The sequence below is a fragment of the Streptomyces sp. NPDC050856 genome (assembly GCF_040653855.1).
Classification (GTDB): Bacteria; Actinomycetota; Actinomycetes; order Streptomycetales; family Streptomycetaceae; genus Streptomyces.
The window spans coordinates 35,741-56,100 of record NZ_JBFAGV010000025.1; the positions used below are offsets into that span (position 1 = coordinate 35,741).

A 20,360-nucleotide genomic window follows, 5' to 3' on the forward strand; every position below is an offset into this window, starting at 1 on the left:
GCCGACTTCCCGGTGCCTGGGGCGCGTGATGGACGGCCAGGACGAGGACCTGGTCGACGTCGATCCGTACGCCCCGGCCGAACCCGCATCGACGATCCCGGTGTTCAAGCGTCTGTGCGCTCCCTCCGGGCTTGCCACGAAACGCCAGCTGCGGGCCATGGGCCTGCGGCCCGGAGGCCAGGCCCCGGTCGCGGAAGTCGAAACCCGCGGCCCCAAGAACGGCCTGCTGTACGAGATCGCGAAGGCCCTGCCGGTGAGGCCGATGACGCTCGCCAAGGAGTACGCGCTCGACAAGGCCATGGCCGCCAGACAGACATGCGGCATCTGCCGCCGCCGCTACTACTTCGTGCTGCAGGATTCGGCCGGAATTGCCACCGCCGCTGGTGAGCTGGCGCGGATGAATCCGCTGCGGCGGCTGGCACTGCTCGCCGCGCTGTGCCATGTGCATCACGGAGATCGCCGACTGTTGATGAGGCTGTTTAATCAATCAGCTGGTGCTGTCGCGTTCAGCGCGTGTGGGCCTGAACCGCTGCTTGTAACGACTAGTGTCACCCGGTAAGGAGAATGGAAATCAGCAGCAGTAGTACGCCAAAAGCGCACAAGACCAGGTACGGCTTAACTCCCCGGCTAGTCAGCAGGCGCAATACCTTCTGGGCCTTAGTTTCCGGAGTATCTCCATGAATCACGTAGCCCTCGGGCAAATTTGTAGCCACAAAGCCGGCAAGAAGCGCGCCCGTCAAGATCATGAAGACACCCAGGCTGGTGGTTTTAAGCTTGACCCCTTCTGCTTCGCCGTCGATTACGCCGACATGCCCGATTCCGAGCGCTGCAAAGACGACTCCCGCCAAAGCGATGATCAAACCTACGATGATCACCGAGCTGAGTACGATCGAGCGTCGCTCCGCTTTTCCGGGGGTGCGCTGCTGGCTTGGCGTTCGGCCCGGGCGATCCGCGCGATTGCTTGGCATGCTATCTACGGTGCCTGCCGAGTGATGCTCACGCCAGCGGGACTAGGTCATACGAGGAAGCGCGGTATGGGACCGCGGCCGCTCAACCGGCCTGAGCTGTGAACTCAGCCGCCTCGATAACTCTGACCGGCACCCCGTGGAAGACGTCCGGGAGATCAGGCCGCGCCTCGGGATCCGCAACGGCGACCATGATTACGTACTCGTCGCCCTCGAAGCCCACTCCGAGATACCTGACTCGTGGATCATTGGCGAGGTTCGCGGAGAGCTCCTGCTTCGCAGTACGCACACCATCCAGCGTGGTCATATGTACTCCAACGGTCAGGTAGCGAGCCGGGCGCTTAGGCGATCAAGAACCCTCTTGAGCGGGGTCACGAGTGTGGCATGAGCGCCACCTCTTACGCTACCGCCAACCAGAAGGCCAATGGCAACCCCTGTGCCCTTTTCGTAGACCAGGGCCCCGCTGTCCCCGGGCAGGCTGAATGGAGAGCCGTCAGGTCGCCTGACCTCCATCTGCCCCCTGAGTGCGATCTTTCCAAGATTGTTTCCGTACCCTCCAATCTCCACCGGCTCCATGTCGGCCATGATCACATGCCCTGTTGTCGGCCCCGTCCTCTTGCCAACCTTCTCCACCTCAAGAGGAACTGTGACGTCGACCGGCCCAGATACAGGCATACCTCGCACTGTCAAGTCCACATCGAGGCCCTCATCCAGCAGGCAAGCCGCAGCGTCTAGATCATTCGGAACCCCGTGAGGTTCAAGGCGTTCGCACCAGGCCAAGGTGCCTATTCGATCTTCCTCGGGGCTGCCGCCATCCTTCTTCCCGGGGTGTGTAATCACGTCCCCGCGTACGCCAATATTGCTTGCGGCGAGCACGTGGTTATTTGATAGGAGGTGAAGCTTTCCATTTTCGCGCGGAACGACAAACGGTCCAATCGTGCCGTCTGGGCCTTCCGGATGTCCGACTGAAATGCCGTAGCGAAGCGGTCCACACTCGCACTGCGCATAAACAGGGCCCAGTGGCCTGACATCTACCTCACCGCAGGCCTTTTCGCAGATGGCGTCTACGGTGCGCCACGTCTCCGGGGTCTCATTCTGAGTTCTTACGCCGAGGCGGTAATCGCCATGCCCCAACGTGACGCCAAGGATGATTCCAGATGTTACCGGTTCCGGGTGCTGACCGTCAGCAGCTCCCTGACTCCACCAGAATGCTTCCCGACTCTCAAATAGCTTTTCTCCTCTTACGAAGTCAAGCATTTCCTCTTTGAGGGTTCTAGCTGATTCGAGCTGCATCACTACCTACCGACGTTGGAGGTCATCGGTCAAGGCCCCTTTCTCAGTGTCCACCCTTCGGCCAGGCAGGACGACTCTGACCGTGGGCCGCAGGAAGGGCATCGGTTGGCGACGCCAGCATTGGTGCAGCACCAAGCCCGAGCCCTACCGCTCCGGTGCCACCGTCCGCTCCATCTCGCTCAGCCCGTGTACTCCCTCAGACACCACGAACACCGCGTCGACAAGGAATACGACCGCTCGGGAACAAGTGATCTCCGCCAGTACCGACCTCGCTCGACAGCTGCTTGGAGTGTCACGACGGCACCCCGGCCGACCCGGCCACCTACATCGCTCCTGCGCCCGCCCACCTGCTGGCCGCGTGATTCAGCGACCCCTCAACCACCCTTCTGAACCCGAAGCCTGCCCCTTGGCGGCCCGCGCCCCCGGTGCGGGCCGCCAGGCACTTCCCGTGACAAGGAGTACCGCACACATGACCTTCCCCGCCCCCGTCTCCGACACCGACAAGAACCTGGACACCGGCTGCGCGACCGTCGCCGGAGAGATCGCCCGCACGGACAGCAAGTCGTCCTTACTGCTGGCCTTCAACGGTGCCGTCCTCGCCGGCCTCGCATCCGCCGCGGACAAGGACCTGCCGCTGCTCACCAAGGTCTTCGGCGCGACCGCTGTCCTCGCCCTGGCCGCGGCCGCCGGTCTGCTGCTCCTGGTGGTCCGCCCGCGCCTGCGCGGCGACGACAACGCGTCCTTCCCGTACTGGGCCCGCCTCGACGAGGACGAGATCCGCGCCTGCATGCACGGCGACACCCGCGCCGCACGCATCCGGGTGCTGTCCGTCCTCGCGGTCCGCAAGTACCAGCTCCTGCGCCGCGCGGTCGATCTGAGCCTCGCCGCCCTCGCCCTGCTCCTGCTGGCCGCCGCCAGCGCTCTCACCTGACCGGCCCCCCACGCGGAAGGTCCTGATGGCCCAGGCCCGTACGCACCTGCGGGCTGCCATCGAGCCATCGAGATCCGCTGGCTGACCCGCCCGTTGTGAGCGCCCTCCGTGCCGCCCCGACCCCGCACCCGCCGGGGCCGGGGCGGTCGCGGTGGCCCCTCACCACCTGCGAGCACGAGAGAGGAGATGACGTCATGGCCCCCCACCCGCACTACGAGGTCGACATCCCGATACGGAGCACTGAGACGCCCGGCCTGGAAGGCGTACACGTCTTCACCGGCCGGGCCGACAGCCGCAGCGCCGCCGTGCGGATCGCGCATGAGGTCTACGACGCGGCGCGCGCTGCGGCGGAGGCCGGACTCGAGATTCCCCACGGGCGGCCGGACGGCTGGGGAGCTTGCGGCTACCGGCCCGGCTGGGAGCTCGACTGGAAGGCGGCGACCGCCGGCCGCTGGAACGACCCCTACAGCTGGATCCGCGTCGCCGACGAAGACGACTTCGAGCTGTAGCTCTGCCCCGGGACAGCCGCGCACGCTGGCCAGCTTGGACGGCTGTCCCGGGCCCATCCATCCCGTACGAGACGAGACGGAGAACCCAAGTATGTCCTCCCTCCTGCGCGTTCAGGCCCGCATCGGGCAGCGCGCGCTCTTGCTGACCACCGCCGCTCTCCCGCTGACCGGCTGGACCGTCCACGCCCTGACGCTCCACCGGCGCCTGGCCGACGCCCGCCGCGACCAGCTCACCGGCCTGCCCAAACGGCCCGAGCTCCTCGCGCACGGCGAGCGGCTCCTGCGCACCCGGCGCCGCGACGCCCTGCACGTCCTGATGCTGGACGGGGTCGGCTTCAAGGCCGTCAACGACACCTACGGGCACGCCGCGGGCGACGCCGTCATCCAGACCATCGGCCGACGCCTCGCCCATTGGAGCGCGAGCCGCCAAGCGGTCGCGGCCCGGCTGGGCGGCGACGAATTCGCCGTCTCCGTCGTGCTCCCTCCGGCGACCGCGCTCACCGAGATCGCCGGACTGCGCGAGCAGCTGCAACAACCCTTTCAGCACGAACAGCACACGCTGCGCCTGGACGTCTCCTTCGGCATCGCCCGCGCCGTCGACCTGCCCGGCGAGACGGCCCGCACGATCCTGCGCGGCGCGGACGCCGCCATGTACAAGGTCAAGAAGGGGCGGGAGACGTTCCCCTATCTCGCGACGCGGGCCGACGCGTACGCGGAGACCGTCAACGGCCGCCGCGTCGGCCGCCGTGGTACGCACCTCCTGGCGCGTGCCGCGTGAGCGCCGCCGGACTGGAGGGCGGCGACTGGATCCGCGGCATCACGATCCGCCAGCCCTGGGCGACCTGCATCCTCGCCGGGAAGTGCCCTGAGAACAGGCCCGCTAACTGGCCGTGGCGGGGCTGGGTCCTCATCCATGCCGGGAAGGCGAAGCCGGACCCCGCCCTGCTGCGTGACCCGCTGGTGGCCACCGCCATCCGCGGCCGCGAGCTCCACCGCGGCGCGGTCATCGGCGTCGCCCGGCTCACCGACTGCCACCTCGACCAGGGGCCCGAGCGCTGCACCAGCCTCTGGGCACAGCGCGGCGCGCACCACCTGGTCCTCGACGACGTCCGCGAGCTGCCCCTGCCCGTGCCCGCCGCGGGCGCGCTCCCCGCGTGGAGACCGACGCCGGAACTCGTCGCCTTGGTCCTCCAGCAGCTGCCCGACCTGCGGCCGTGACCGCCCGGCGCCGCCACCCGCACGCGGTGCCCACGCCGCCGGAGCAGCCCGTGGCGCCGGTCCAGCTCCTGAACTGGCGCCACTCCTCGCACTTCGGGCCGCCCGCCCCGTGCGTGCTGTGCGGCACCACCACCCCGCTGAGGTCCCACGCCAAAGAGCCCGTGCACAAGGTCTGCGCGGAGCTCTGGAACTCGCGGCACCCCGGCGAGACCCGGTTCGTCTCCGACCCGGCCAAAGGCGGCCAGACGACCGACCACGCCTGACCTCTCCTCCAGACGGAGGCCCCCATGAGCAGCACCCAGCCCGACGTCGACAACGCCCTCGCCTACCCGGAGCCGCCGGCCTCGCCGCTCTGGCACCGGTCCGGCCCGCCGGTCCGGCCCCTCACCCCCGAGCAGCAGCGCCGCAACCGCGAGCTGCTCGTTCTGGCACAGCGCTCCCCCCGACCCCGCTCCCCTCGCTCCACCGAGACTCTGGCGGAGGCCCGCTGATGAACCCCCAGACGCACCTGGCCATAGACGGCTACGTCGACGCGATCCCGGCCCCCGGCACCGGCTGGGGCACCGCCCGCTTCGACCTGACCCACTCCCCCGCCGACGCGGACCGGATCACCCCCGACACCCCGGACACCGTGTACGCCTGCACCACCGCCGACCCCGACCTCGCCGACGTACTGCTGCGCGAGATCCAGCCCGGCGACCTCCTGCGCGTCACCGGCACCCTCGTCCAGCCCGACGTCCCCCAGGCTCCGGCCCACTTCACCGTCGACGGCCTGGAGGTCCTCGAGGCCGCCCCGGCCCCCGTGGTCTACGGCCTCGTACTGGAGCGGTTCGGGAGCTACCTCGTCGTCTTCGACGTCGACCGCGACCAGGTCCCGGTGTTCACCGCGTCCGGCCGCTGGGTCGGCGAGGCCGCCAACCCCGACGCGATCAGCGACCTCATCGACGCCTACGAGGAAGGTGACACCCGATGACGACCACCCTCCCCGCGCAGCGCACCGTTCTCGAACGGTTCCCCGCCGGCCACCCCCGCGGCTCCTGGCCCGCCGACGAGTTCGCCGCCGCCCAGCGAGCCCAGGGCACCGACGCCCGGGTCGTCATGGACCTCGGCAGCGACCAGTTCCTCGTGGTCACCGACACCACCACTCACTGACCCACGACACAGGAGCGCCGCCCCGACCTTCCCGGCCGGGGCGGCGCTCCCGTGTCTCACCCGATATCGAGCCTGGAGGCTCCGTGACGATCCCTGACGTGTTCATAGACTCCTTCGGCGCCCGCTGGCAGGACCCGCCCCCGCCCCGCTACCGCGCCGCCGTCCTCGGCATCAACCTGACGAACGAGCTGCTGAACCCGCCGGACGACCCGGCCCTGGCCGACGTCGTCGCCCAGCAGACCGGACGGGACGCCGGCGTACGCGACTACGTCCTAAACACCCCGGGCGCGACCCGCATCATCAACGACGCCGTCCACGAACTGACCGCGCTCCGCGGTGCCGCGCACGGCCGCCCGGTCCAGCTCCTGGTGAACTGTTGGTACGGGAGGCACAGGGCACCCGCCATCGCCGACGCCATCGGTCACCGGATGCAGGAGGCCGGCGCCCGTGTCCAGGTGACCCACCACCACATCAACCGGCCGCCGGTGCCCCGCAAGCACCCGCGGCCGGACTGCCCGTTCTGCCGGATCATCCACGACGGCGCACCGGCGCAGATCGTCCGCGAGTGGGCCGACGCCCTCGCGATCGTGCCCCGCAGCGGCGGCTGCACCGAGGGCCACCTCCTGGTCCTCCCCCGCGGCCACGTCGCCGACTTCACGACCGACCCGGTCGTCTCCGCCACTGTGCAGCTGCGCGCCGCCGAACTCGCCCAGGAGCTCGGCGGCCAGTGGAACTACCTCACCAGCTGCGGCCCCGACGCCACCCAGACCGTCCTCCACCTCCACGGCCACCTCGTGCCTCGCCGCGCTGGCGACGGCCTCGCCCTGCCCTGGACCCACCCCGCCCGCGAACAGGACCCCGCACGATGAAGCACCCCTCCTTCTTCCGCCGCTGCGGCAACGCCCCCGGCACCCTCACCCCCGAGGACCAGGCCGCCGTCGACGCGTTCCGCGCGCACCTCGACGCCGTCGCCGCCCTCCGCTCCCCCGAGCCCTGGACCCCAGGCCGCAACCAGGACGTCGCCGTGCGGGTCGGGCCGTTCATCGAGCGAGCCCACCCCCGGACCGGTGACGACCACGGCCCCGACCTCATCGCCGTTGCCCTGCAACATCCCGGCGCCCCGTACACGCCCTACGGTGACCGCTACCGGAAGCTGGGCTGGCTGCGCTGCGACACCAGCAAGATCCTCGGCGTGTGGAACCCGGTCTACGCGCCGCTCACCCACGCCGCGGCGGGCCTTGACCTTCCGGACGACGTCGGCATGGACCCCGCGCACTACGCCATCTACATCGAGGCCAGGAAGGCCGACGGGAAGGGCTACACGATGCTGCGCATCGGCCCGTACACCCAGGCCCGCCACGCCTCCCGGGACGCCGACCGACTCGCCGCCGCGCTTGACGGGCGGGAGACCACCATCGTGCACGGTTACAGGGTCTTGGCGCGGCCGGCCCTGTTCGACGTGAGCGACCATCAGTTGTTCGCCGACCCCTACGAGACCGATGCTGTCGCGCTCCTGGACGCTGCCGTCGAAGGGCTGGCCACCGCATGACCACGGCCTGGTACGAGATCGAGACGCACGAAGAAGCCGACGGCACCGCCCACCCTGACCCCCGGGGACACGGACGCGGGGCAGACCGCTTCCTCGCTCACGGCGGCCTGCACATCACCGGCATCGGTGGCCCGCACGACGACGAAGGCGTCTACCCGTCCGCGTTCGTCGCCCTCGAACACGAGCCGTGGCTGGCCGTCATCGAGGTCGCCGCCGCATACATGGACCGCATCCACGGCTAGAAGAACCTCCACCTCTACCCCGGTGACGACCCGACGGAGCTCATCCCCCACATCCCACGCGCCGTCCACACGCACGCCGTGATCCTGAGCCATCCCCGCCCGGATCACCCCCTGCGGATGCGAATGGAACGACCACGGTGTGCACGCAACATGGGTGCTCTGACGCCTGCCAGCGAGCCGAAGAGGCCCGTACTCCCCCGGAAGCTGCGGGGGAGTACGGGCCTTTCTGCGTTTCGGGAATCGGAAGGTCTGGGTCCGGCCTGCTGCGGTGCCGAGCGCTGGCCTTGCCGGTTAAGGCCGTGGCGGATCGCTTGGCCGCGCGGCAGCAGCGCGACCACGCTCGTCGCGACCCTCGGGGATAGGCAGGTGCGAACAACGGGGCGCCGATGGTCGCAGGGTGAGGACAGCGCTCCCGAAGCGGATCTCGCACACGTCGCCCCTGTGCATGGCTGTGGCACCGTTGAGACCGGCTTGGGTGTCGGTGAGCGCTTGCAGGAGGTCTTCCGGGTAGGGGAGGGAGGTCCACTGGAGTGTCCAGTGGTCCCCCTCGCCATCCAGACGCCGGGAGTGGCCGCCGCTGCGCTTGCTCGTGCGGAGATGCGACAGGGGATCGTTGAACCACATCCCGACGTCCCACCGGCCGTTAGGGTCGCGCAGACAAAAGCGCACGGCGAGGGCCGCGAGCAGAGTTTCGGCGTCAGGAGTCATGGCGGGCAGGGCGGCCAAGGTCTGCCGTTCACGCATAGTCAGCGGTACCGACGCGTCCCACCACCAGTCCTGGTCCACGGGGCGTTGGCGCGAATGCCCGTCAGGGTGGGTGGTCGCGGTCATGCGGGCTCCGGACGGCAGATGCAGCATGTGGAGGCTGTCGCCTGTGTACTGCTGGAGCCGCATGCCCGGCAGGCAGAGCTCTTCAGGTTTTCGTGCCGGCAGGAGACGGTTACCGATGTTGATGCCGGCCTGTGAGATGACGACGAGATCGTCGTATCGGGGGGATAGGGCAAAGGTGTACAGGCTGAGCTCGTACAAGGATGTCTCGGCCAGCCACGCGGCTCGGGGTCCGCAGTTCAGGACCGAGAGTGCTAGCAGTGCGCGGAGTCGGCGCTGAGCCGTAGTGCAGTGATCGAGGCCGAGTTGCCCGTCTCTGGTTGTTCCCCGGGCGGCAGCGGATGTTGATTCGCGCGTGTACGCGCTGCGCTCGAGCGCCAGTGATCGGTGTCGGGAGTGTGGCATGGCAGGTGCTTTCGTTCAGGCTCGGGCAGCCGAGGATGACCTCGGGAAGAGGTCTGTCGGACGGTTCTTGCGAAGCGGGCGCACCACACCCTCTGTTGGTGGCTGCAGCAGACGAGCCACTCTGTCCGGGCCTTCGCGGGACCGGTGTCCGCAGGTTAGTCCTCCACCGCCATTGGCGGCGTACTTTAGCTTCGCCGACGTCGACCTCCTGGACTCGATCGGAGCAGTCGATCACCGCTCCGCAGCTCGCGGTCGGCCGGTGCGGCGATGCGTCATCCGGGTGGAGACACCCCGGGTGTACACGCCATCGGATCCAAGGCAGCGCCTAGGAGAGGCAGCTGCCAGACAGGGCCTCGGCGGCGCCAGGGAGGTCCGGCTCCTAGTGCTCCAGGAGCCGGGCCTTGCCCTTTCCGGTTGTTGTTGTCCGCGGACAACAACAACCGGTCGCTGATTATGGAGCCGGGGGCGTGTGAGCGCTGACGAGCAACCGGGTCAGCTCGACCCTGTGGGCACGCTGCGTTCCGCATCGGCGCCTCGAAGACGGCTCGGGGATCGTCCCAGGGCAGAGACGTGTCCTCGCCCACCGTCCCCTTCGGCTACGCGTTCGACGACGCGATGGGCGGTTCGTTGTCCGTGGACAACGGCCTGTCTGAGTTCTGCTCTTGCTCGGGACGTCCTGTGTTGTCCGCGGACAACGGACTGGCCTCTTGTTCCTGAGGCCCGTCTGCCGACGTACTGCTGCCCGGACCGGTGTTGCCCGTGGACAACGCCGCAGCTTTTGCAGGCGGCGATGTGCTGGGGGAGTCGCTGTTGTTGTCGGTGGACAACGCCTTCTTGTCCGGTGGAGCGGCCTCCGTTGGCTCGCTGCCGTCCTGTCCAGGCGGCGCCCCAGCGGGTTTATCGGCTGTCTTCTGCCGTACGGCCTTCTCCTGCACCTTGGCCTGGGCCCCTTCTCCTTCACTTCCTTCAGGTGAGTGATCTGCCCAGCAGCGTCCAGCTCGGGTGTTTCTTGCGATGGCGGGCCGGAGCGCGACCATCCCGCTCGGGCATATCGCCGGAACTGAGCATGGCCGGGAGCTCGTCAGGCAGCTCCAACAGGACCGGCTGGTTCGTCACCCATGAGCGGTCCTTGCCGAGCCGCTCGGCTGCCCGAGCCCTGGCTCCTGCTCCGACTCCTTAGCGCAGACATCCACGAGCGCTGGACACCCCGCGTCCGTTCGATGACAGCACTTCCGCTGCGATGGGCAGCGCACTTTGACCGTCTCTGATGTCGGTTCATGGACTTGGTCAACAACCGGGGCGGTCATCTCCTCACCCGGGGGTCCCTGGCCGACAACCGGGAAGACCCGGTTCCTAGCTGGAGGAACCGGACCCTTCCTTTTACTGTCAGGCGTTGTCCGTGGACAACAGTGAGCGGCCGTTGGCTACGGAGCTGGGGGCTTGTGAGCGCTGATGAGCAGTCGGGTCAGTTCGACGCGGTGGGCGCGTCGCATGTTCTGCATCAGCGTCTCGAAGACGGCCTGCGGGTCGTCCCAGGGCAGGGACGTTTCTTGGCCGCCAGGTTCCTTTGAGTGTGCGTTCGCCGACGCGACGAGAGAGTCGTTGTCCGTGGACAACGGCCCGTCTGAGTTGTGCTCCTGCTCGGAACGCTTTGTGTTGTCCGCGGACAACACACTCGACTTCTGCTCCTGAGGTCCGTCTGTCGACGCCCTGCTGCTCGGCTCATTGTTGTCCCTGGACAACGCTGCAGCCCCAGTGCGCAGTGGTGTGCCGGGGGAGTCACCTTCGTTGTCCGCGGACAACGCGTTCTCGTCCGGAGGGGTGGTGCCTGAGGGCTCGCTGCCGTTGTCCGTAGGCAGCGCCAAGGCAGGCCGGCTGTCGACCGCCTTCTGCCGTACGGCCTGGAGTATGGCCTTCTCCTGCGCCTTGGCCTGAGCCTCCTTCTCCTTCGTCTCCTTGAGGTGAGTGATCAGCCCAGCGGCGTCCAGTTCGGGATGTTCCCTGCGGTGGCGGGCCAGAGCACGGCCATCCCGTTCGGGCATATCACCAGAGCTGAGCATTGCTTGAATTTCGTCAGGCAGTTCCAACAGCGCCAGCTGGTTCGTCACCCATGAGCGGTCCTTGCCGAGCCGTTCCGCTGCCCTAGTCCTGGCGCCCTTCTCCGACTCTTCGGCGCAGACGTTCACTAGTTGCTGGACACCCCGTGCCCGCTCGATGACGTCGAAGTCTTCCCGCTCAAGGTTCTCCTTGAGGAGGTGGTCGATGAACCCCTCGCGAGACGACGCGAGGTCATCACGGACTACGAAGTCCAGAGCTTCCAGCCCGACATGCTCAGCGCTGCGGTAGCGACGCTCACCGTTGATCAGGACGTACTCGGCGTCACCGATATGGTCCGCGTGGTCTGGCCACAGTGTGAGGTACTTAGGTCGTGTGACGGCGACGCAGGCAGCGAGCTGCGCGGAGCGCAGTTCCTCGCCGAAGCGGGTGAGTTCTTCGTCCGTGCCGAAGTTCCGGCGCGGGTTGAGCGGAGTCGGGGCAACATCGCTCAAGCGCAGGCGCACCAGCTCGTATGTCGGCATGTCGCCTTGAGCGATGGCTTTGGCGCGGCCACGGGCGCTGCGGCCGCGCGGCACGTTTCCGAATGACACTCCGGTGCCAAGGCGGTCGGCGGCTTTCATCCGTTCACCGTCCGGGCGATCGTGCGCATGACTTCGGATTGTTCGCAGTCAGGTGCAGAGGTCAGCAGCGGTTGCTTGAGGCGGGCAGCTTCACGCTGTTCCTTGCGCTCTGGGACGACGCCGAGGACCGGTGGGTCCCCGATGGCTTTCCAGCTGTCGAGGGAGGAGGTGGCGATGTAGCCCTTGCGGCTGTCGTACATGTTCACGATGAATCCGAGCTTGGCGATGTCGATATCGAGGTCGGCGGTCAGGTCCTCGATCTGGTCGAAGAGCATGTCGTAGGCGTCAGCGGAGGAGTCCTCGGCCAGGACGGGGATCAGCACGCCGGAGGCGTTGGGCTCTTCGCCGTCGCGGGTGCGCCCGTAGTACAGGGCGGTGTCCATGGAGTAGCCGAGGCTGGGTGGGCAGTCGATGACGATGTAGTCGAACTCGCTCTCCAGCGGTTCGAGTGCCTTCTCCAGGGCTGTTTCCTTGATCCGCACGTGTCGGGTGGTGGCCAGCTTGGCGTCCAGCAGGAACGCGTCCTTGCAGCCGGGCAGAAGGAAGAGCCGGCCGCCGAAGCTCCCTTCCTCTATCGGGACGAGGAGGTCGCGCAGCTTGCCGTTGCTGTCACCCAGCATGTGCTTGGCCAGGCTGGGGTCGTCGATGTCGAGCATCGGGAAACCGAGCTGCTTCGTCAGGTGACACTGGGGGTCGAAGTCGATCAGCAGCACGCGCTGACCGGCTTCGGCGAGTGCTTCTGCGACGCCGGCGGACGTTGCAGTCTTGCCGACGCCTCCCTTCTGGTTGCCGAAGATCAGGCGACGGGCGCCGGTCGTGCGGGGGACGCGCCTGGGAGACGGGTGGGAGTCGAGCCACAGGCGGATCGACTGGGCGATGCCCTGGTTGAAGGCAATGCCACGCGACTTGCAGTCCTCCTTGAACTCCCCGTACAGCCCGGTAGGAAGGTATGTGGCGAACGAGGCCCCGCCTGCGGTATCGACCTGTGCACGGGGCGACTCTTCGGTTCGCCAGGCGTGGACACCTTCGGTGACGGCATCCTTGATGTCCACGCCCAACTCGGCTGCGCGGATCTTGAGTTCCTGCCGAAGAGCGGCAGGCAACTTGGCAACTACCTTTTCCCGATCGTCGGGACTGTAAGGGGCGGTCATGCGGGTACCTTACTCACCTTCCGTGCGGTGACAAGGCAACACCCCCGGAACAGCCCGGAATGGAGCTACCGGCGTGGCCTAAGGGCGAGCAGCGCGTCATCGAACGTGATGTCCCACCCCCGCCGCACCTTGGCCGCCTTTGCACCGCTCAGGCCGGCGACGGGGTCCGTCAGGGCCGACACCAGGTCCTCTTCGTAGGGGTAGGAGCTCCATTCGAGCTCCCAGCGGGTGCCGTTGCCCCACAGCCGGCGCGAGACTGCGCCCGGGAGCAAAGCCTTCTCCCGGTTGAGGGGGTCGTCGAAGAAGGTGCCCACCGCCCAGGCCCGGCCCGGATCCCGCAGGCAAAGACGCACGAGCAGTCCGGCAAGAAGGACCTCGCTGGCGGGGCAAGCGGAAGGCAGGTCAGCCAACGCGTCCCGCTCGGCATCATTCAGAGGTGTGTCCGTACGCCACATGCGCCGGTCTCGCACTTCATGACCAGAGTCAGAGTCGGGGCGTGTACTCGTCTGGGCGGTGACTGACATCGTGGCTCCGGTCGGCAGGTGGCGCAGCCGGTAGGTGTCACCGATCTGTTCCTCAAGGCGCAGCCCAGGCAGCCTTCTCACCGTGCCCTCCGGGCCGGTCGTCACCAACCAGCGGACAGCGTTGTACGGAGTGGCACACACGAAGGCCAGGTGTTCGTTCTGCGGGGCGATCACGAGTTCATACCTGACGATCCCGTTAATAGCCCACTCGCCAGGCCATGCCTGCCACAGCCCCTCGTTGAGCATTCCGAGAGCCAAGAGGAAGCGCAGACGGCGCTGTGCTGACGTGCAGTGATCCAGACCGATGCTGCCAGCCCCTCGCGCAACGCCGAGTGCCGCTGCGCAGGAGCTTTCACCGGTGTAGCGCGCCCGCAGGCTGGCGAGGGACCGGCGTGAGGAATGAGACATGATGCTTCGTCCTTGAGCTGCCCGGTCAGCAGACGGTCGCACGCATATCGCGATGACGGTTCCATGAGAACGAAGTGGGCGCCCCACACCCTCTACACACACCACTCGCCAGTCCGGGGATAACGGGGTGGCTCGCCGGGCCTTCGCTGACCGGCACGATGCCGACCCTAAACCTCAACACCTCGGCCGCCAACGGCGCCTCGCCAGAAAGGCACGATCGGGTGACCAGCACAGCGCTCCAGCTGCGCACCGGCGCGGGCGCGGGCGAGGAACCGAATCAGTAGGGTCCTCGGCATGGCGGCGTCGGATCACGGCGAACCGCTGTCGCCCCGCTGGAGGACCGAGCTGTAGCCGGCACCTCCGGAACGCGCCCATGGTGATAGGCGGCCGCCGAGCACAAGGGCTGGGTGCGGTCACCGACATCGACTACGCCGAGTCGACCTGCGCCCAGCCCCGAAACTGCCGCGGCACGGGGCCTGCGGCGGTGTCAGCAGGCGTAGGTGGTGTCGTCGGCGGCGGTGTTCCAGTTGCAGGTGGTGATGCTGCCGGTGCTTGTGTTGTTGTCCGGGCTGCCGGGCTTCTTCAGCCGAAGGTCCGGGTTCTTGACGGTGCTGGTGTTGAGCAGGACGTGGCGGGCGTAGCCGCGGTAGATGTGGTGCGCGCCGCTGCTGTCGCGGTAGTGGCGGCCGCTGCCGGTGTGCACGTACGCCCTCGCTCCGGCCGCCAGGCTGTAGGAGGGCAGCGCCCGCCCGTAAGAGTTGGTGGTGATGTCAGGAACGTAGCCGCCGGTGTTGACGGTCCTGGTGGTGACGTTCTTGATGATGAAGTACTCGCCGTTGAGGTTCAGCTGTGCGCCGTCGCGGGTGTCGGCTCCGGCGGCGTTGGGCCGCACGTGCGTGAGCATCAGGGCACCGGTGGTGGAGGCGGCCTGGCTGGGCGTGGCCAGGGCCACCAGCGCGAGGGCGGTGGAAGCGAGTGCGGTGGTGCGTACGGTACGGCTCACCAAGGGCCTTTCTGCAGAAGGTGGAATGGGGTATCGAAACGGGGGCGTTCATCGCACCCGACGAGCGCTCCGCGAAATGGGGAGGACGATCATGAGCTGCTCGGGCCGTACGAGCGGCCCTCGTTCTGCTAGTGAGTGGTGCCGGAACGGTGTACGTCCGCGTACACCCGCGCCCGGACACCGGCCTCGCCCGGCGTACGCCACACCGGCGTGATGCCGGAGGTCGCCCACTTTCGCTGGAGGCCCTCCATCACCGTACGGACGGTGTCCTCGTCCGCAGCGGCAACGTCCAGGACCACGAGCCCGGGCTCCGCGATGTGCTGATCATCCATCTCCATGCCCCGACTGACGGCTCCACCCAACCGACCGGTTCGCCGATCAACGGGCAGACAACCCGTACGAGGGACTCGAGCCGCCGACTCGATCTGGGCCGGTCGCGCGGACCGTGGCCCGGCCGTAAACAGGAGGAGGCAGCCGCGCTTCGCTGACAGGACCGGGCGGGCCGCACCCCCTTTGTCGGGGAGCCGTGTCATCCCCCCGGTCAGCCAGTAGACCGGGCGTATGGTCCTTCGGCCGCCGGTGGAACCGATGCTGGCGCAGGCCCGTGACACGGTGCCCGCGCCGGGCGCGCTGCCCGGTGAGCTGCGGTTCCAGCCGAAGTTCGACGGTTACCGGGCGCTTGTCTTCACGCCGTGGCCGGCGCCCGGCCCGCTGCTGGTGCAGTCCCGCCGGGGCAGCCTTCTGCAGAGCCGGTTCCCGGAACTCGTGGCCGCGGCCGCGCACCTGCCCGCCGGCCTGGTCCTCGATGGCGAGCTGGTCGTGTGGGTGGAGGGCCAGATGTCGTTCGAGGCGCTGCAGCGGCGCGCGGTCTCCGGCGGCAGGACCGCCGCGCGCCTCGCCCAGGAGATGCCGGCGCATTTCATCGCCTTCGACCTTCTCCAGATCGACGGCCAGGAGCTGCTGCATGTCCCGTACGGCGAGCGGCGCGCGCAGCTGGAGGAGCTGTTCACCGAGCGCGGGTTGAGCGCCCCGTGGACGCTCTGCCCGGACACGACGGAGGTGGTGACGGCACGGGAGTGGCTGACGTCCTGGACGCAGGTGCCCGGCGTCGAAGGTCTGGTGATCCGGGGGAGTGGCCAGCGGTATCTGCCGGGAGCCCGCGCCCTCTACAAGGTGCGCCGCCGCGACACCACCGAAGCCGTGGTCGGCGCGATCACCGGCACCGTGCGGCGGCCGCAGACGCTCGTGCTGGGCCGCCTCGACGCGAAGGGAGCGCTCCGTCCGGTCGGCCGCAGTACGCCGCTGCGGCCGGACGCGGCTCGCGACCTTGCCGAGCGGCTGACACCGGCAGGGTCCTGGCACCCGTGGGAGGGCGTGCGGTTCACGACCTCCTGGAGGTCGCGTACGCCGCTGGACGTCGTGCTGGTCGAACCGGCGCTGGTCGCTGAGATCATGGTGGACACGGCGCAGGAGCGCGGCTCGTGGCGGCATCCGGTGCGCTTCGCGCGGGTCCGGTTGGACGTCGCGGTCACGGATGTCCCGCCTTTCGGTGCGGGCGCCGAGCCCGCCAGCGGCTGACCGCCTTCCCGCTGCTCACGACGCGGTCCGGGCAGTGTCAGGGGCCGGTGGAATGTCGTGGGTGCCGATGCGGCGCCAGATGACGTGGTGTACGCCGGGGCGTATCGCTGGCCTTCTCTGAACTAGCGGCTCTCGGGTGCCTGGCTCCCTCCTGGGCCTAGTCGCCCGAGGACGGGGTCTCGCCCTCACTGGGATGAAGCCGATCCCAAACCTTGCCAGTGGCCCAACCTGCTGCGGCGGCACTGGTCAGAGCGTCGAGCCCGGAACTGCCGATCAGCAGCTCAGCCATTTCGGGATGGGTTATTGAAAGCTGGATGACGAGCAGGAAGACCACAGTCGCGACATATCCGATCACGACACTTCTCGCCGTCTCCGCAGCCATGCCTCGGACGGCTGGCTGGAAGGCTCGGACCATCTCCTCCAGCTCAGGTTCCGCCTCCGGAAGAAGGTCGTCCTCAACGCTCTCCGGCCACTGATCCGGAGGGCTCTGGGCTATGTGATCAAGCAGATGCTCCGCGTGCTGGTATGTCTGGGCGGAGAACCACAGCCCAGCTGGCGCCTGGGTCTTGATCAGGTTCAGCCCGCTTCGTAGTTGCGCGCTCTGCTGCTGCCAAGATTGCGTGCTGTCCGTCAGCTGCCTGATCGCAGACATCCGTTCCGCGATTTGCTGGAAGCCTGAGCGATCTATCGCGCCAAGCACCCGGCCCAATGACTGAATCCCAGCCGACGACGCCGCCAGAGCCGCGATGCGGCGTTGGTGCGCAAGAACGGGCCCCAGCTGGCGCTGGGTCTGCATCAACGGTTCCAGCTGTCGCTGAGTCCGAGCGATGGAGGCCAGCAACGCCCTGAGCCCAGAGCTGGGCTCAAATGGGTCGCCAGCGGCAGCGGCGATCGTGGGTGCCATTCACCCACTTTCCCCCTTGGGCACTTTGATCGCATTTGCTCCCAACGTCCCGCTGGGTGGTGCCGAGAACGATTACGGGGTGACGTGGTGCGCTCAGCGGTGGTGGGCTGTCGGGGGAGTTGTGCGCTGGTGTGCGCTCGACGACGGTGGAGTCGGTTGGAGTGCGATTTCGGGGTGGGTGGGGCTCGTGTGGTCCGGACGCAGCATTCGCAGGGCACGGACAGCTCTCGTTGAGGGCGGCCCCAGCCGTTGAGCGGGACTTCCTCAATTGGGGAAGTCCCGTGTTTTTGGCGGCACCAGCTCTGTGTACCTGTGTCGGACAGGACCTGCAGGGGCGCGTGCGCAGTATTCGCACGGCACCGTCAGGCGTCGTCGCCGGGCAGTAGCGGCATCGCCTCCTTCCACTCGACGGGGTGGAGCTGGTGGCAGCCGGCGGGGCACCAGCGGTCCTGGACGACCTCTCGCTGAGGGAAGGACCACTGGGCACTGAGGACCAGGTACACCAACTCCGTGGTGGGCGTGTGGCAGAGAGCGCAGGCGATTCCGGTTCTTGTCGTATGCATGGGCGGGAGAGTGCACACACCGGCGGCTTACCGTCTCGGGCTGATCGAACGGCCCGCCTGGCGGGCGCTTCGGTAAAGACTTGGTGATGCCCTCCCGCCCGGCGGGAAGGACCCCGGATCGCGCTTCTTCACACGTCAGTACCGGGGTTCCATGGCCCGATGATCAGCCAAACGAAGATCCGCCCGGGAGACGGGCGCTATCTCTTCCGCGGTGTGATGGTCGGCGACGGCCACCGTGCCGCGGGCACGTCGCTGCGCGCCGCCCAGGACGAAGCCGGTGTCCCGCCCGGGATCTGGAAGGGCCGGGGCCTGGCCGCGGTCGGTCTCAGGGCCGGGGACGTGGTGAGCGAGCGGCAGGCCGAGCTGCTCCTGGGGGAGGGCCGGCACCCGGACGCCGACCGGATCGAGCGCGAGCTCCTGGCGCAGGGCAAGAGCCCGGCCCGCGCCCGGCGGGCGACCGTGCTGGGCAGGCCCATCGAGCACAACCGCTCGCCCGAGACCGACAAGGCCAAGGAGCGCGTCCCCTGGCTCGGCATGCACCTGGTGTTCCGGCCCCCTCCGACGGCACACATCGCGTGGGCGCTGGCTGACTACGAGACCCGCCTGGTGCTGGAGCTGTGCCAGGACATCGCCCGGGACAAGACGCTGGCGTGGCTGGAGGATGCGGTCGCGCAGATCCGCTGGAAAGGCGGTGGCAAGCAGCGCGCCCGGGTCAAGGACGGGCTGATCGTCGCGGTCTTCCGGCACTACGAGTCCAGAGCTGCCGAGTCGAAGCCCCTTCTTCACGATCATGCGCTTGTGTCGATCCGTGCCCGGCGGCCGGATGCCAAGGGGACGTGGGGCAACCTGTCGGCGGACTCGACGCTGGCCCACATCGTCGCGGCCGACACTCTCTACATCCTGTACTTCATGGAGGAGGTGTCCGCCCGGCTCGGGTGGGCGTGGGAGCCGCGCGAGGTGACACCCGGCCGCCGGCCCGTCATGGACATCGCCGGGATCGACCGGCGGCTGATCGGCTGGCAGTCGACCCGCCGCCAGCAGATTGAGGACGCGCTGCCGGTCCTGACGGCCAAGTACGAGGAACGCCAAGGGCACGCGCCGGGGGAGCGGGCCGCCTACGCGCTGGCCTGCCAGGCCGCCGACCAGACCCGCCCGCCCAAGCGCACCGAGCTGCTGTCGCTGACCGAGCTGCGGACGCGATGGCGGGACTCGGCGATCCGGGCGTTCGGCGCCTGCACCGTCTACCGGCTCGCAGAGCGGGCGCGGGCGGCGGCCGCGGCGGTGTGGGCGCGGGTGCGGCCGGTGGTCGACGTCGTCCTGGCGGCCGTCGACGTCGTCGCCGTGGTGTACGTGATGCGCGGCGCCTTCGCGCGCCACCACCTGCTCGCCGAAGCCCGCCGTCACCTCTCCTACGTCCTGCGCGGCCGACCCCACCAGGCGGGCCTGGACGAACGAATCGTGCAGAGGGTCGTCGACGGCTACACCCGCCCCGTCGGGCGCGGCCGGAGGATGACCGCCGATCTGCGCGCCCTCTACCCGGGCGACACTGAGGACCAGGCCGTGCTGCGCCCGCTGACCCGCAGCCGCACGGCGGCCCCGTACGAACGGGCCCGCCTCGCCGCCGACGCCCTGGCCGCCCGGGTCCGCGCCGCGCGGCGAGCGGAGCGCCTGGGCTCCCGCCCCCGCCCGTACACCGTCGCGGTGCCCGCCGCCTCGAGGTCACACCCGCGGCCGTTCCGCACCGGCCCGAAGAACGGCCGCCTCCTGGAGCCGGAGACCGGCATCGACACGGTGGAACAGACCCGCCAGACCCTCGAAGCCGCCGCCGCACAGGTGGCCGCCACGCTCCAGGACAGCAAGCGGGCACGCGAAGCCACCCACGGCCTGCGTCCACAGCCCGCCCCGGCGGCGGTCCCGCCGCAGCACACCCAGCAACCCGGCACCCAGCACACACCGGGCCGAACCACAGGAGGAGTCACGTGAGCACCCCGGAAGAACGCCCCAACCCCGACGACGCACTCGCCCGCGCCCGTGCCGCCCGCGAGCAGATGGCCGCCGCGCTCACCGAGGACCAGGAGCCCGAAGTCGACGAGCCCGTGGGGTGGCAGCCGATCTGGAAGCGCCCCCGGAAGCCGAAATCGAAGGCGGCGAAGAAGGCGGAGCTGCGCAAGCAGCGGAAGCGACTCCAGGAAGCCGCCAAGCGCCGCCTCGCCGCGGGGAACTCGCGCCGGCCTCGCTCTCGGCAGAACCGGATCGGCAACGCTGCCGCGCGCCGCGATGCCCGCGCCCTGTCCCGGGTGAGGCACTCAAACGCCTGGCTGTGGTGAGGAGGTCGGGCACACCGTCCACTGAGTGGAGTCCACCCGATGTCGCGCATCGCCACCGGATGCAGAACATCGAGTGGGCTCCACTCAGTGGACTCCACCCGATGGGCCCCACCGGAGTGGACCCCACCGAGT

General features: G+C 68.6%; 27 protein-coding genes. 15 read left to right on the forward strand and 12 right to left on the reverse strand.

Features of this window, described 5'->3' with window-relative positions; translation table 11 throughout:
• Nucleotides 1-28 precede the first annotated feature (28 nt).
• Nucleotides 29-559, forward strand: coding sequence for an RRQRL motif-containing zinc-binding protein (locus AB0H53_RS21465; RefSeq protein ID WP_362115535.1), 531 nt, complete (start codon nt 29-31; stop codon nt 557-559).
• Here the strand turns inward: AB0H53_RS21465 and AB0H53_RS21470 are convergent.
• The 3 genes from AB0H53_RS21470 to AB0H53_RS21480 form a co-directional block, all read right to left on the reverse strand.
• Nucleotides 549-968, reverse strand: a complete 420-nt coding sequence (locus AB0H53_RS21470) for a hypothetical protein (RefSeq protein ID WP_362115538.1) — start codon at nt 966-968, stop codon at nt 549-551. The genes AB0H53_RS21465 and AB0H53_RS21470 overlap by 11 nt on opposite strands.
• Before the next feature lie 82 nt (nt 969-1,050).
• Nucleotides 1,051-1,272 (reverse strand): hypothetical protein, encoded by a 222-nt coding sequence (locus tag AB0H53_RS21475; protein ID WP_362115541.1) that lies wholly within the window; start codon nt 1,270-1,272, stop codon nt 1,051-1,053.
• A gap of 14 nt (nt 1,273-1,286) precedes the next feature.
• Nucleotides 1,287-2,258 carry a hypothetical protein gene (locus AB0H53_RS21480; protein ID WP_362115544.1) on the reverse strand — a complete coding sequence of 324 codons (972 nt, stop codon included), beginning with the start codon at nt 2,256-2,258 and terminating at the stop codon, nt 1,287-1,289.
• A gap of 469 nt (nt 2,259-2,727) precedes the next feature.
• Between AB0H53_RS21480 and AB0H53_RS21485 the strand changes: the two genes are divergently transcribed.
• The 11 genes from AB0H53_RS21485 to AB0H53_RS21535 all read left to right on the forward strand — a co-directional run bounded on the left by AB0H53_RS21485 (nt 2,728) and on the right by AB0H53_RS21535 (nt 7,859).
• Entirely contained in the window at nt 2,728-3,189 is a 462-nt protein-coding gene (locus AB0H53_RS21485; protein WP_362115547.1) for a Pycsar system effector family protein, read from the forward strand.
• 194 nt (nt 3,190-3,383) lie between these two features.
• The gene (locus tag AB0H53_RS21490) at nt 3,384-3,698 is read left to right on the forward strand and encodes a hypothetical protein (RefSeq protein WP_362115550.1); all 315 of its coding nucleotides are present in this window, start codon (nt 3,384-3,386) and stop codon (nt 3,696-3,698) included.
• A 91-nt stretch (nt 3,699-3,789) separates the two neighbouring features.
• Nucleotides 3,790-4,476, forward strand: a complete 687-nt coding sequence (locus AB0H53_RS21495; protein ID WP_362115553.1) for a GGDEF domain-containing protein — start codon at nt 3,790-3,792, stop codon at nt 4,474-4,476.
• A complete protein-coding gene (locus AB0H53_RS21500) occupies nt 4,473-4,916 on the forward strand; it encodes a hypothetical protein (RefSeq protein WP_362115556.1) in 444 nt (147 codons plus the stop codon). Before AB0H53_RS21495 ends, AB0H53_RS21500 begins: the two co-directional genes overlap by 4 nt.
• Nucleotides 4,917-4,942: 26 nt before the next feature.
• Entirely contained in the window at nt 4,943-5,179 is a 237-nt protein-coding gene (locus tag AB0H53_RS21505; RefSeq protein WP_362115559.1) for a hypothetical protein, read from the forward strand.
• Between the two features lie 24 nt (nt 5,180-5,203).
• Nucleotides 5,204-5,407 (forward strand): hypothetical protein, encoded by a 204-nt coding sequence (locus AB0H53_RS21510; RefSeq protein ID WP_362115562.1) that lies wholly within the window; start codon nt 5,204-5,206, stop codon nt 5,405-5,407.
• Nucleotides 5,407-5,889 carry a hypothetical protein gene (locus AB0H53_RS21515; protein WP_362115565.1) on the forward strand — a complete coding sequence of 161 codons (483 nt, stop codon included), beginning with the start codon at nt 5,407-5,409 and terminating at the stop codon, nt 5,887-5,889. Before AB0H53_RS21510 ends, AB0H53_RS21515 begins: the two co-directional genes overlap by 1 nt.
• Nucleotides 5,886-6,068 (forward strand): hypothetical protein, encoded by a 183-nt coding sequence (locus AB0H53_RS21520; protein ID WP_362115568.1) that lies wholly within the window; start codon nt 5,886-5,888, stop codon nt 6,066-6,068. The genes AB0H53_RS21515 and AB0H53_RS21520 overlap by 4 nt, the downstream gene beginning before the upstream one ends.
• 83 nt (nt 6,069-6,151) lie before the next feature.
• On the forward strand, nt 6,152-6,937 hold the full coding sequence (locus AB0H53_RS21525; protein WP_362115571.1) for an HIT domain-containing protein: 786 nt from the start codon (nt 6,152-6,154) through the stop codon (nt 6,935-6,937).
• Nucleotides 6,934-7,617, forward strand: a complete 684-nt coding sequence (locus AB0H53_RS21530) for a hypothetical protein (RefSeq protein ID WP_362115574.1) — start codon at nt 6,934-6,936, stop codon at nt 7,615-7,617. Before AB0H53_RS21525 ends, AB0H53_RS21530 begins: the two co-directional genes overlap by 4 nt.
• The gene (locus AB0H53_RS21535) at nt 7,614-7,859 is read left to right on the forward strand and encodes a hypothetical protein (protein ID WP_362115577.1); all 246 of its coding nucleotides are present in this window, start codon (nt 7,614-7,616) and stop codon (nt 7,857-7,859) included. Before AB0H53_RS21530 ends, AB0H53_RS21535 begins: the two co-directional genes overlap by 4 nt.
• Before the next feature lie 291 nt (nt 7,860-8,150).
• Here AB0H53_RS21535 and AB0H53_RS21540 read toward each other — a convergent pair whose 3' ends face one another.
• The 7 genes from AB0H53_RS21540 to AB0H53_RS21570 form a co-directional block, all read right to left on the reverse strand.
• A complete protein-coding gene (locus AB0H53_RS21540; RefSeq protein WP_362115580.1) occupies nt 8,151-8,888 on the reverse strand; it encodes a hypothetical protein in 738 nt (245 codons plus the stop codon).
• Between the two features lie 1,170 nt (nt 8,889-10,058).
• Nucleotides 10,059-10,208 (reverse strand): hypothetical protein, encoded by a 150-nt coding sequence (locus tag AB0H53_RS21545; RefSeq protein ID WP_362115583.1) that lies wholly within the window; start codon nt 10,206-10,208, stop codon nt 10,059-10,061.
• Between the two features lie 308 nt (nt 10,209-10,516).
• Complete coding sequence (locus AB0H53_RS21550) at nt 10,517-11,770, reverse strand: ParB/RepB/Spo0J family partition protein (RefSeq protein ID WP_362115586.1); 1,254 nt, start codon at nt 11,768-11,770, stop codon at nt 10,517-10,519.
• Nucleotides 11,767-12,921 (reverse strand): ParA family protein, encoded by a 1,155-nt coding sequence (locus AB0H53_RS21555; protein WP_362115589.1) that lies wholly within the window; start codon nt 12,919-12,921, stop codon nt 11,767-11,769. The genes AB0H53_RS21550 and AB0H53_RS21555 overlap by 4 nt, the downstream gene beginning before the upstream one ends.
• A 65-nt stretch (nt 12,922-12,986) precedes the next feature.
• The gene (locus tag AB0H53_RS21560) at nt 12,987-13,691 is read right to left on the reverse strand and encodes a hypothetical protein (RefSeq protein ID WP_362115592.1); all 705 of its coding nucleotides are present in this window, start codon (nt 13,689-13,691) and stop codon (nt 12,987-12,989) included.
• A 649-nt stretch (nt 13,692-14,340) separates the two neighbouring features.
• Entirely contained in the window at nt 14,341-14,856 is a 516-nt protein-coding gene (locus AB0H53_RS21565) for a hypothetical protein (RefSeq protein WP_362115595.1), read from the reverse strand.
• Between the two features lie 128 nt (nt 14,857-14,984).
• Nucleotides 14,985-15,194, reverse strand: a complete 210-nt coding sequence (locus AB0H53_RS21570) for a DUF6207 family protein (RefSeq protein WP_362115598.1) — start codon at nt 15,192-15,194, stop codon at nt 14,985-14,987.
• Between the two features lie 223 nt (nt 15,195-15,417).
• Between AB0H53_RS21570 and AB0H53_RS21575 the strand changes: the two genes are divergently transcribed.
• Nucleotides 15,418-16,434, forward strand: a complete 1,017-nt coding sequence (locus AB0H53_RS21575; protein ID WP_362115601.1) for an ATP-dependent DNA ligase — start codon at nt 15,418-15,420, stop codon at nt 16,432-16,434.
• A gap of 157 nt (nt 16,435-16,591) precedes the next feature.
• On the opposite strand, the gene AB0H53_RS21580 is transcribed toward AB0H53_RS21575, so the two are convergent.
• Entirely contained in the window at nt 16,592-17,230 is a 639-nt protein-coding gene (locus tag AB0H53_RS21580) for a hypothetical protein (RefSeq protein WP_362115604.1), read from the reverse strand.
• 470 nt (nt 17,231-17,700) lie between these two features.
• Nucleotides 17,701-17,901, reverse strand: coding sequence for a hypothetical protein (locus AB0H53_RS21585; protein WP_362115607.1), 201 nt, complete (start codon nt 17,899-17,901; stop codon nt 17,701-17,703).
• 159 nt (nt 17,902-18,060) lie between these two features.
• Between AB0H53_RS21585 and mobF the strand changes: the two genes are divergently transcribed.
• Nucleotides 18,061-19,884, forward strand: coding sequence for a MobF family relaxase (gene mobF, locus AB0H53_RS21590; protein WP_362115610.1), 1,824 nt, complete (start codon nt 18,061-18,063; stop codon nt 19,882-19,884).
• Nucleotides 19,881-20,228, forward strand: a complete 348-nt coding sequence (locus AB0H53_RS21595) for a hypothetical protein (protein WP_362115613.1) — start codon at nt 19,881-19,883, stop codon at nt 20,226-20,228. The genes mobF and AB0H53_RS21595 overlap by 4 nt, the downstream gene beginning before the upstream one ends.
• The last annotated feature ends 132 nt before the right edge of the window (nt 20,229-20,360 follow it).

What these genes read in the sequence shown, in the direction of transcription:
- AB0H53_RS21555 (WP_362115589.1), bottom strand. Translation starts at nt 12,921, where the DNA reads ATGACCGCCCCTTACAGTCCCGACGATCGGGAAAAGGTAGTTGCCAAG.
- AB0H53_RS21490 (WP_362115550.1), top strand. Translation starts at nt 3,384, where the DNA reads ATGGCCCCCCACCCGCACTACGAGGTCGACATCCCGATACGGAGCACT.
- AB0H53_RS21580 (WP_362115604.1), bottom strand. Translation starts at nt 17,230, where the DNA reads ATGCAGACCCAGCGCCAGCTGGGGCCCGTTCTTGCGCACCAACGCCGC.
- AB0H53_RS21470 (WP_362115538.1), bottom strand. Translation starts at nt 968, where the DNA reads ATGCCAAGCAATCGCGCGGATCGCCCGGGCCGAACGCCAAGCCAGCAG.
- mobF (WP_362115610.1), top strand. Translation starts at nt 18,061, where the DNA reads ATGATCAGCCAAACGAAGATCCGCCCGGGAGACGGGCGCTATCTCTTC.
- AB0H53_RS21530 (WP_362115574.1), top strand. Translation starts at nt 6,934, where the DNA reads ATGAAGCACCCCTCCTTCTTCCGCCGCTGCGGCAACGCCCCCGGCACC.
- AB0H53_RS21520 (WP_362115568.1), top strand. Translation starts at nt 5,886, where the DNA reads ATGACGACCACCCTCCCCGCGCAGCGCACCGTTCTCGAACGGTTCCCC.
- AB0H53_RS21575 (WP_362115601.1), top strand. Translation starts at nt 15,418, where the DNA reads ATGGTCCTTCGGCCGCCGGTGGAACCGATGCTGGCGCAGGCCCGTGAC.
- AB0H53_RS21560 (WP_362115592.1), bottom strand. Translation starts at nt 13,691, where the DNA reads ATGCTCAACGAGGGGCTGTGGCAGGCATGGCCTGGCGAGTGGGCTATT.
- AB0H53_RS21495 (WP_362115553.1), top strand. Translation starts at nt 3,790, where the DNA reads ATGTCCTCCCTCCTGCGCGTTCAGGCCCGCATCGGGCAGCGCGCGCTC.
- AB0H53_RS21535 (WP_362115577.1), top strand. Translation starts at nt 7,614, where the DNA reads ATGACCACGGCCTGGTACGAGATCGAGACGCACGAAGAAGCCGACGGC.
- AB0H53_RS21510 (WP_362115562.1), top strand. Translation starts at nt 5,204, where the DNA reads ATGAGCAGCACCCAGCCCGACGTCGACAACGCCCTCGCCTACCCGGAG.
- AB0H53_RS21465 (WP_362115535.1), top strand. Translation starts at nt 29, where the DNA reads ATGGACGGCCAGGACGAGGACCTGGTCGACGTCGATCCGTACGCCCCG.
- AB0H53_RS21480 (WP_362115544.1), bottom strand. Translation starts at nt 2,258, where the DNA reads ATGCAGCTCGAATCAGCTAGAACCCTCAAAGAGGAAATGCTTGACTTC.
- AB0H53_RS21485 (WP_362115547.1), top strand. Translation starts at nt 2,728, where the DNA reads ATGACCTTCCCCGCCCCCGTCTCCGACACCGACAAGAACCTGGACACC.
- AB0H53_RS21515 (WP_362115565.1), top strand. Translation starts at nt 5,407, where the DNA reads ATGAACCCCCAGACGCACCTGGCCATAGACGGCTACGTCGACGCGATC.
- AB0H53_RS21475 (WP_362115541.1), bottom strand. Translation starts at nt 1,272, where the DNA reads ATGACCACGCTGGATGGTGTGCGTACTGCGAAGCAGGAGCTCTCCGCG.
- AB0H53_RS21585 (WP_362115607.1), bottom strand. Translation starts at nt 17,901, where the DNA reads ATGCATACGACAAGAACCGGAATCGCCTGCGCTCTCTGCCACACGCCC.
- AB0H53_RS21570 (WP_362115598.1), bottom strand. Translation starts at nt 15,194, where the DNA reads ATGGAGATGGATGATCAGCACATCGCGGAGCCCGGGCTCGTGGTCCTG.
- AB0H53_RS21550 (WP_362115586.1), bottom strand. Translation starts at nt 11,770, where the DNA reads ATGAAAGCCGCCGACCGCCTTGGCACCGGAGTGTCATTCGGAAACGTG.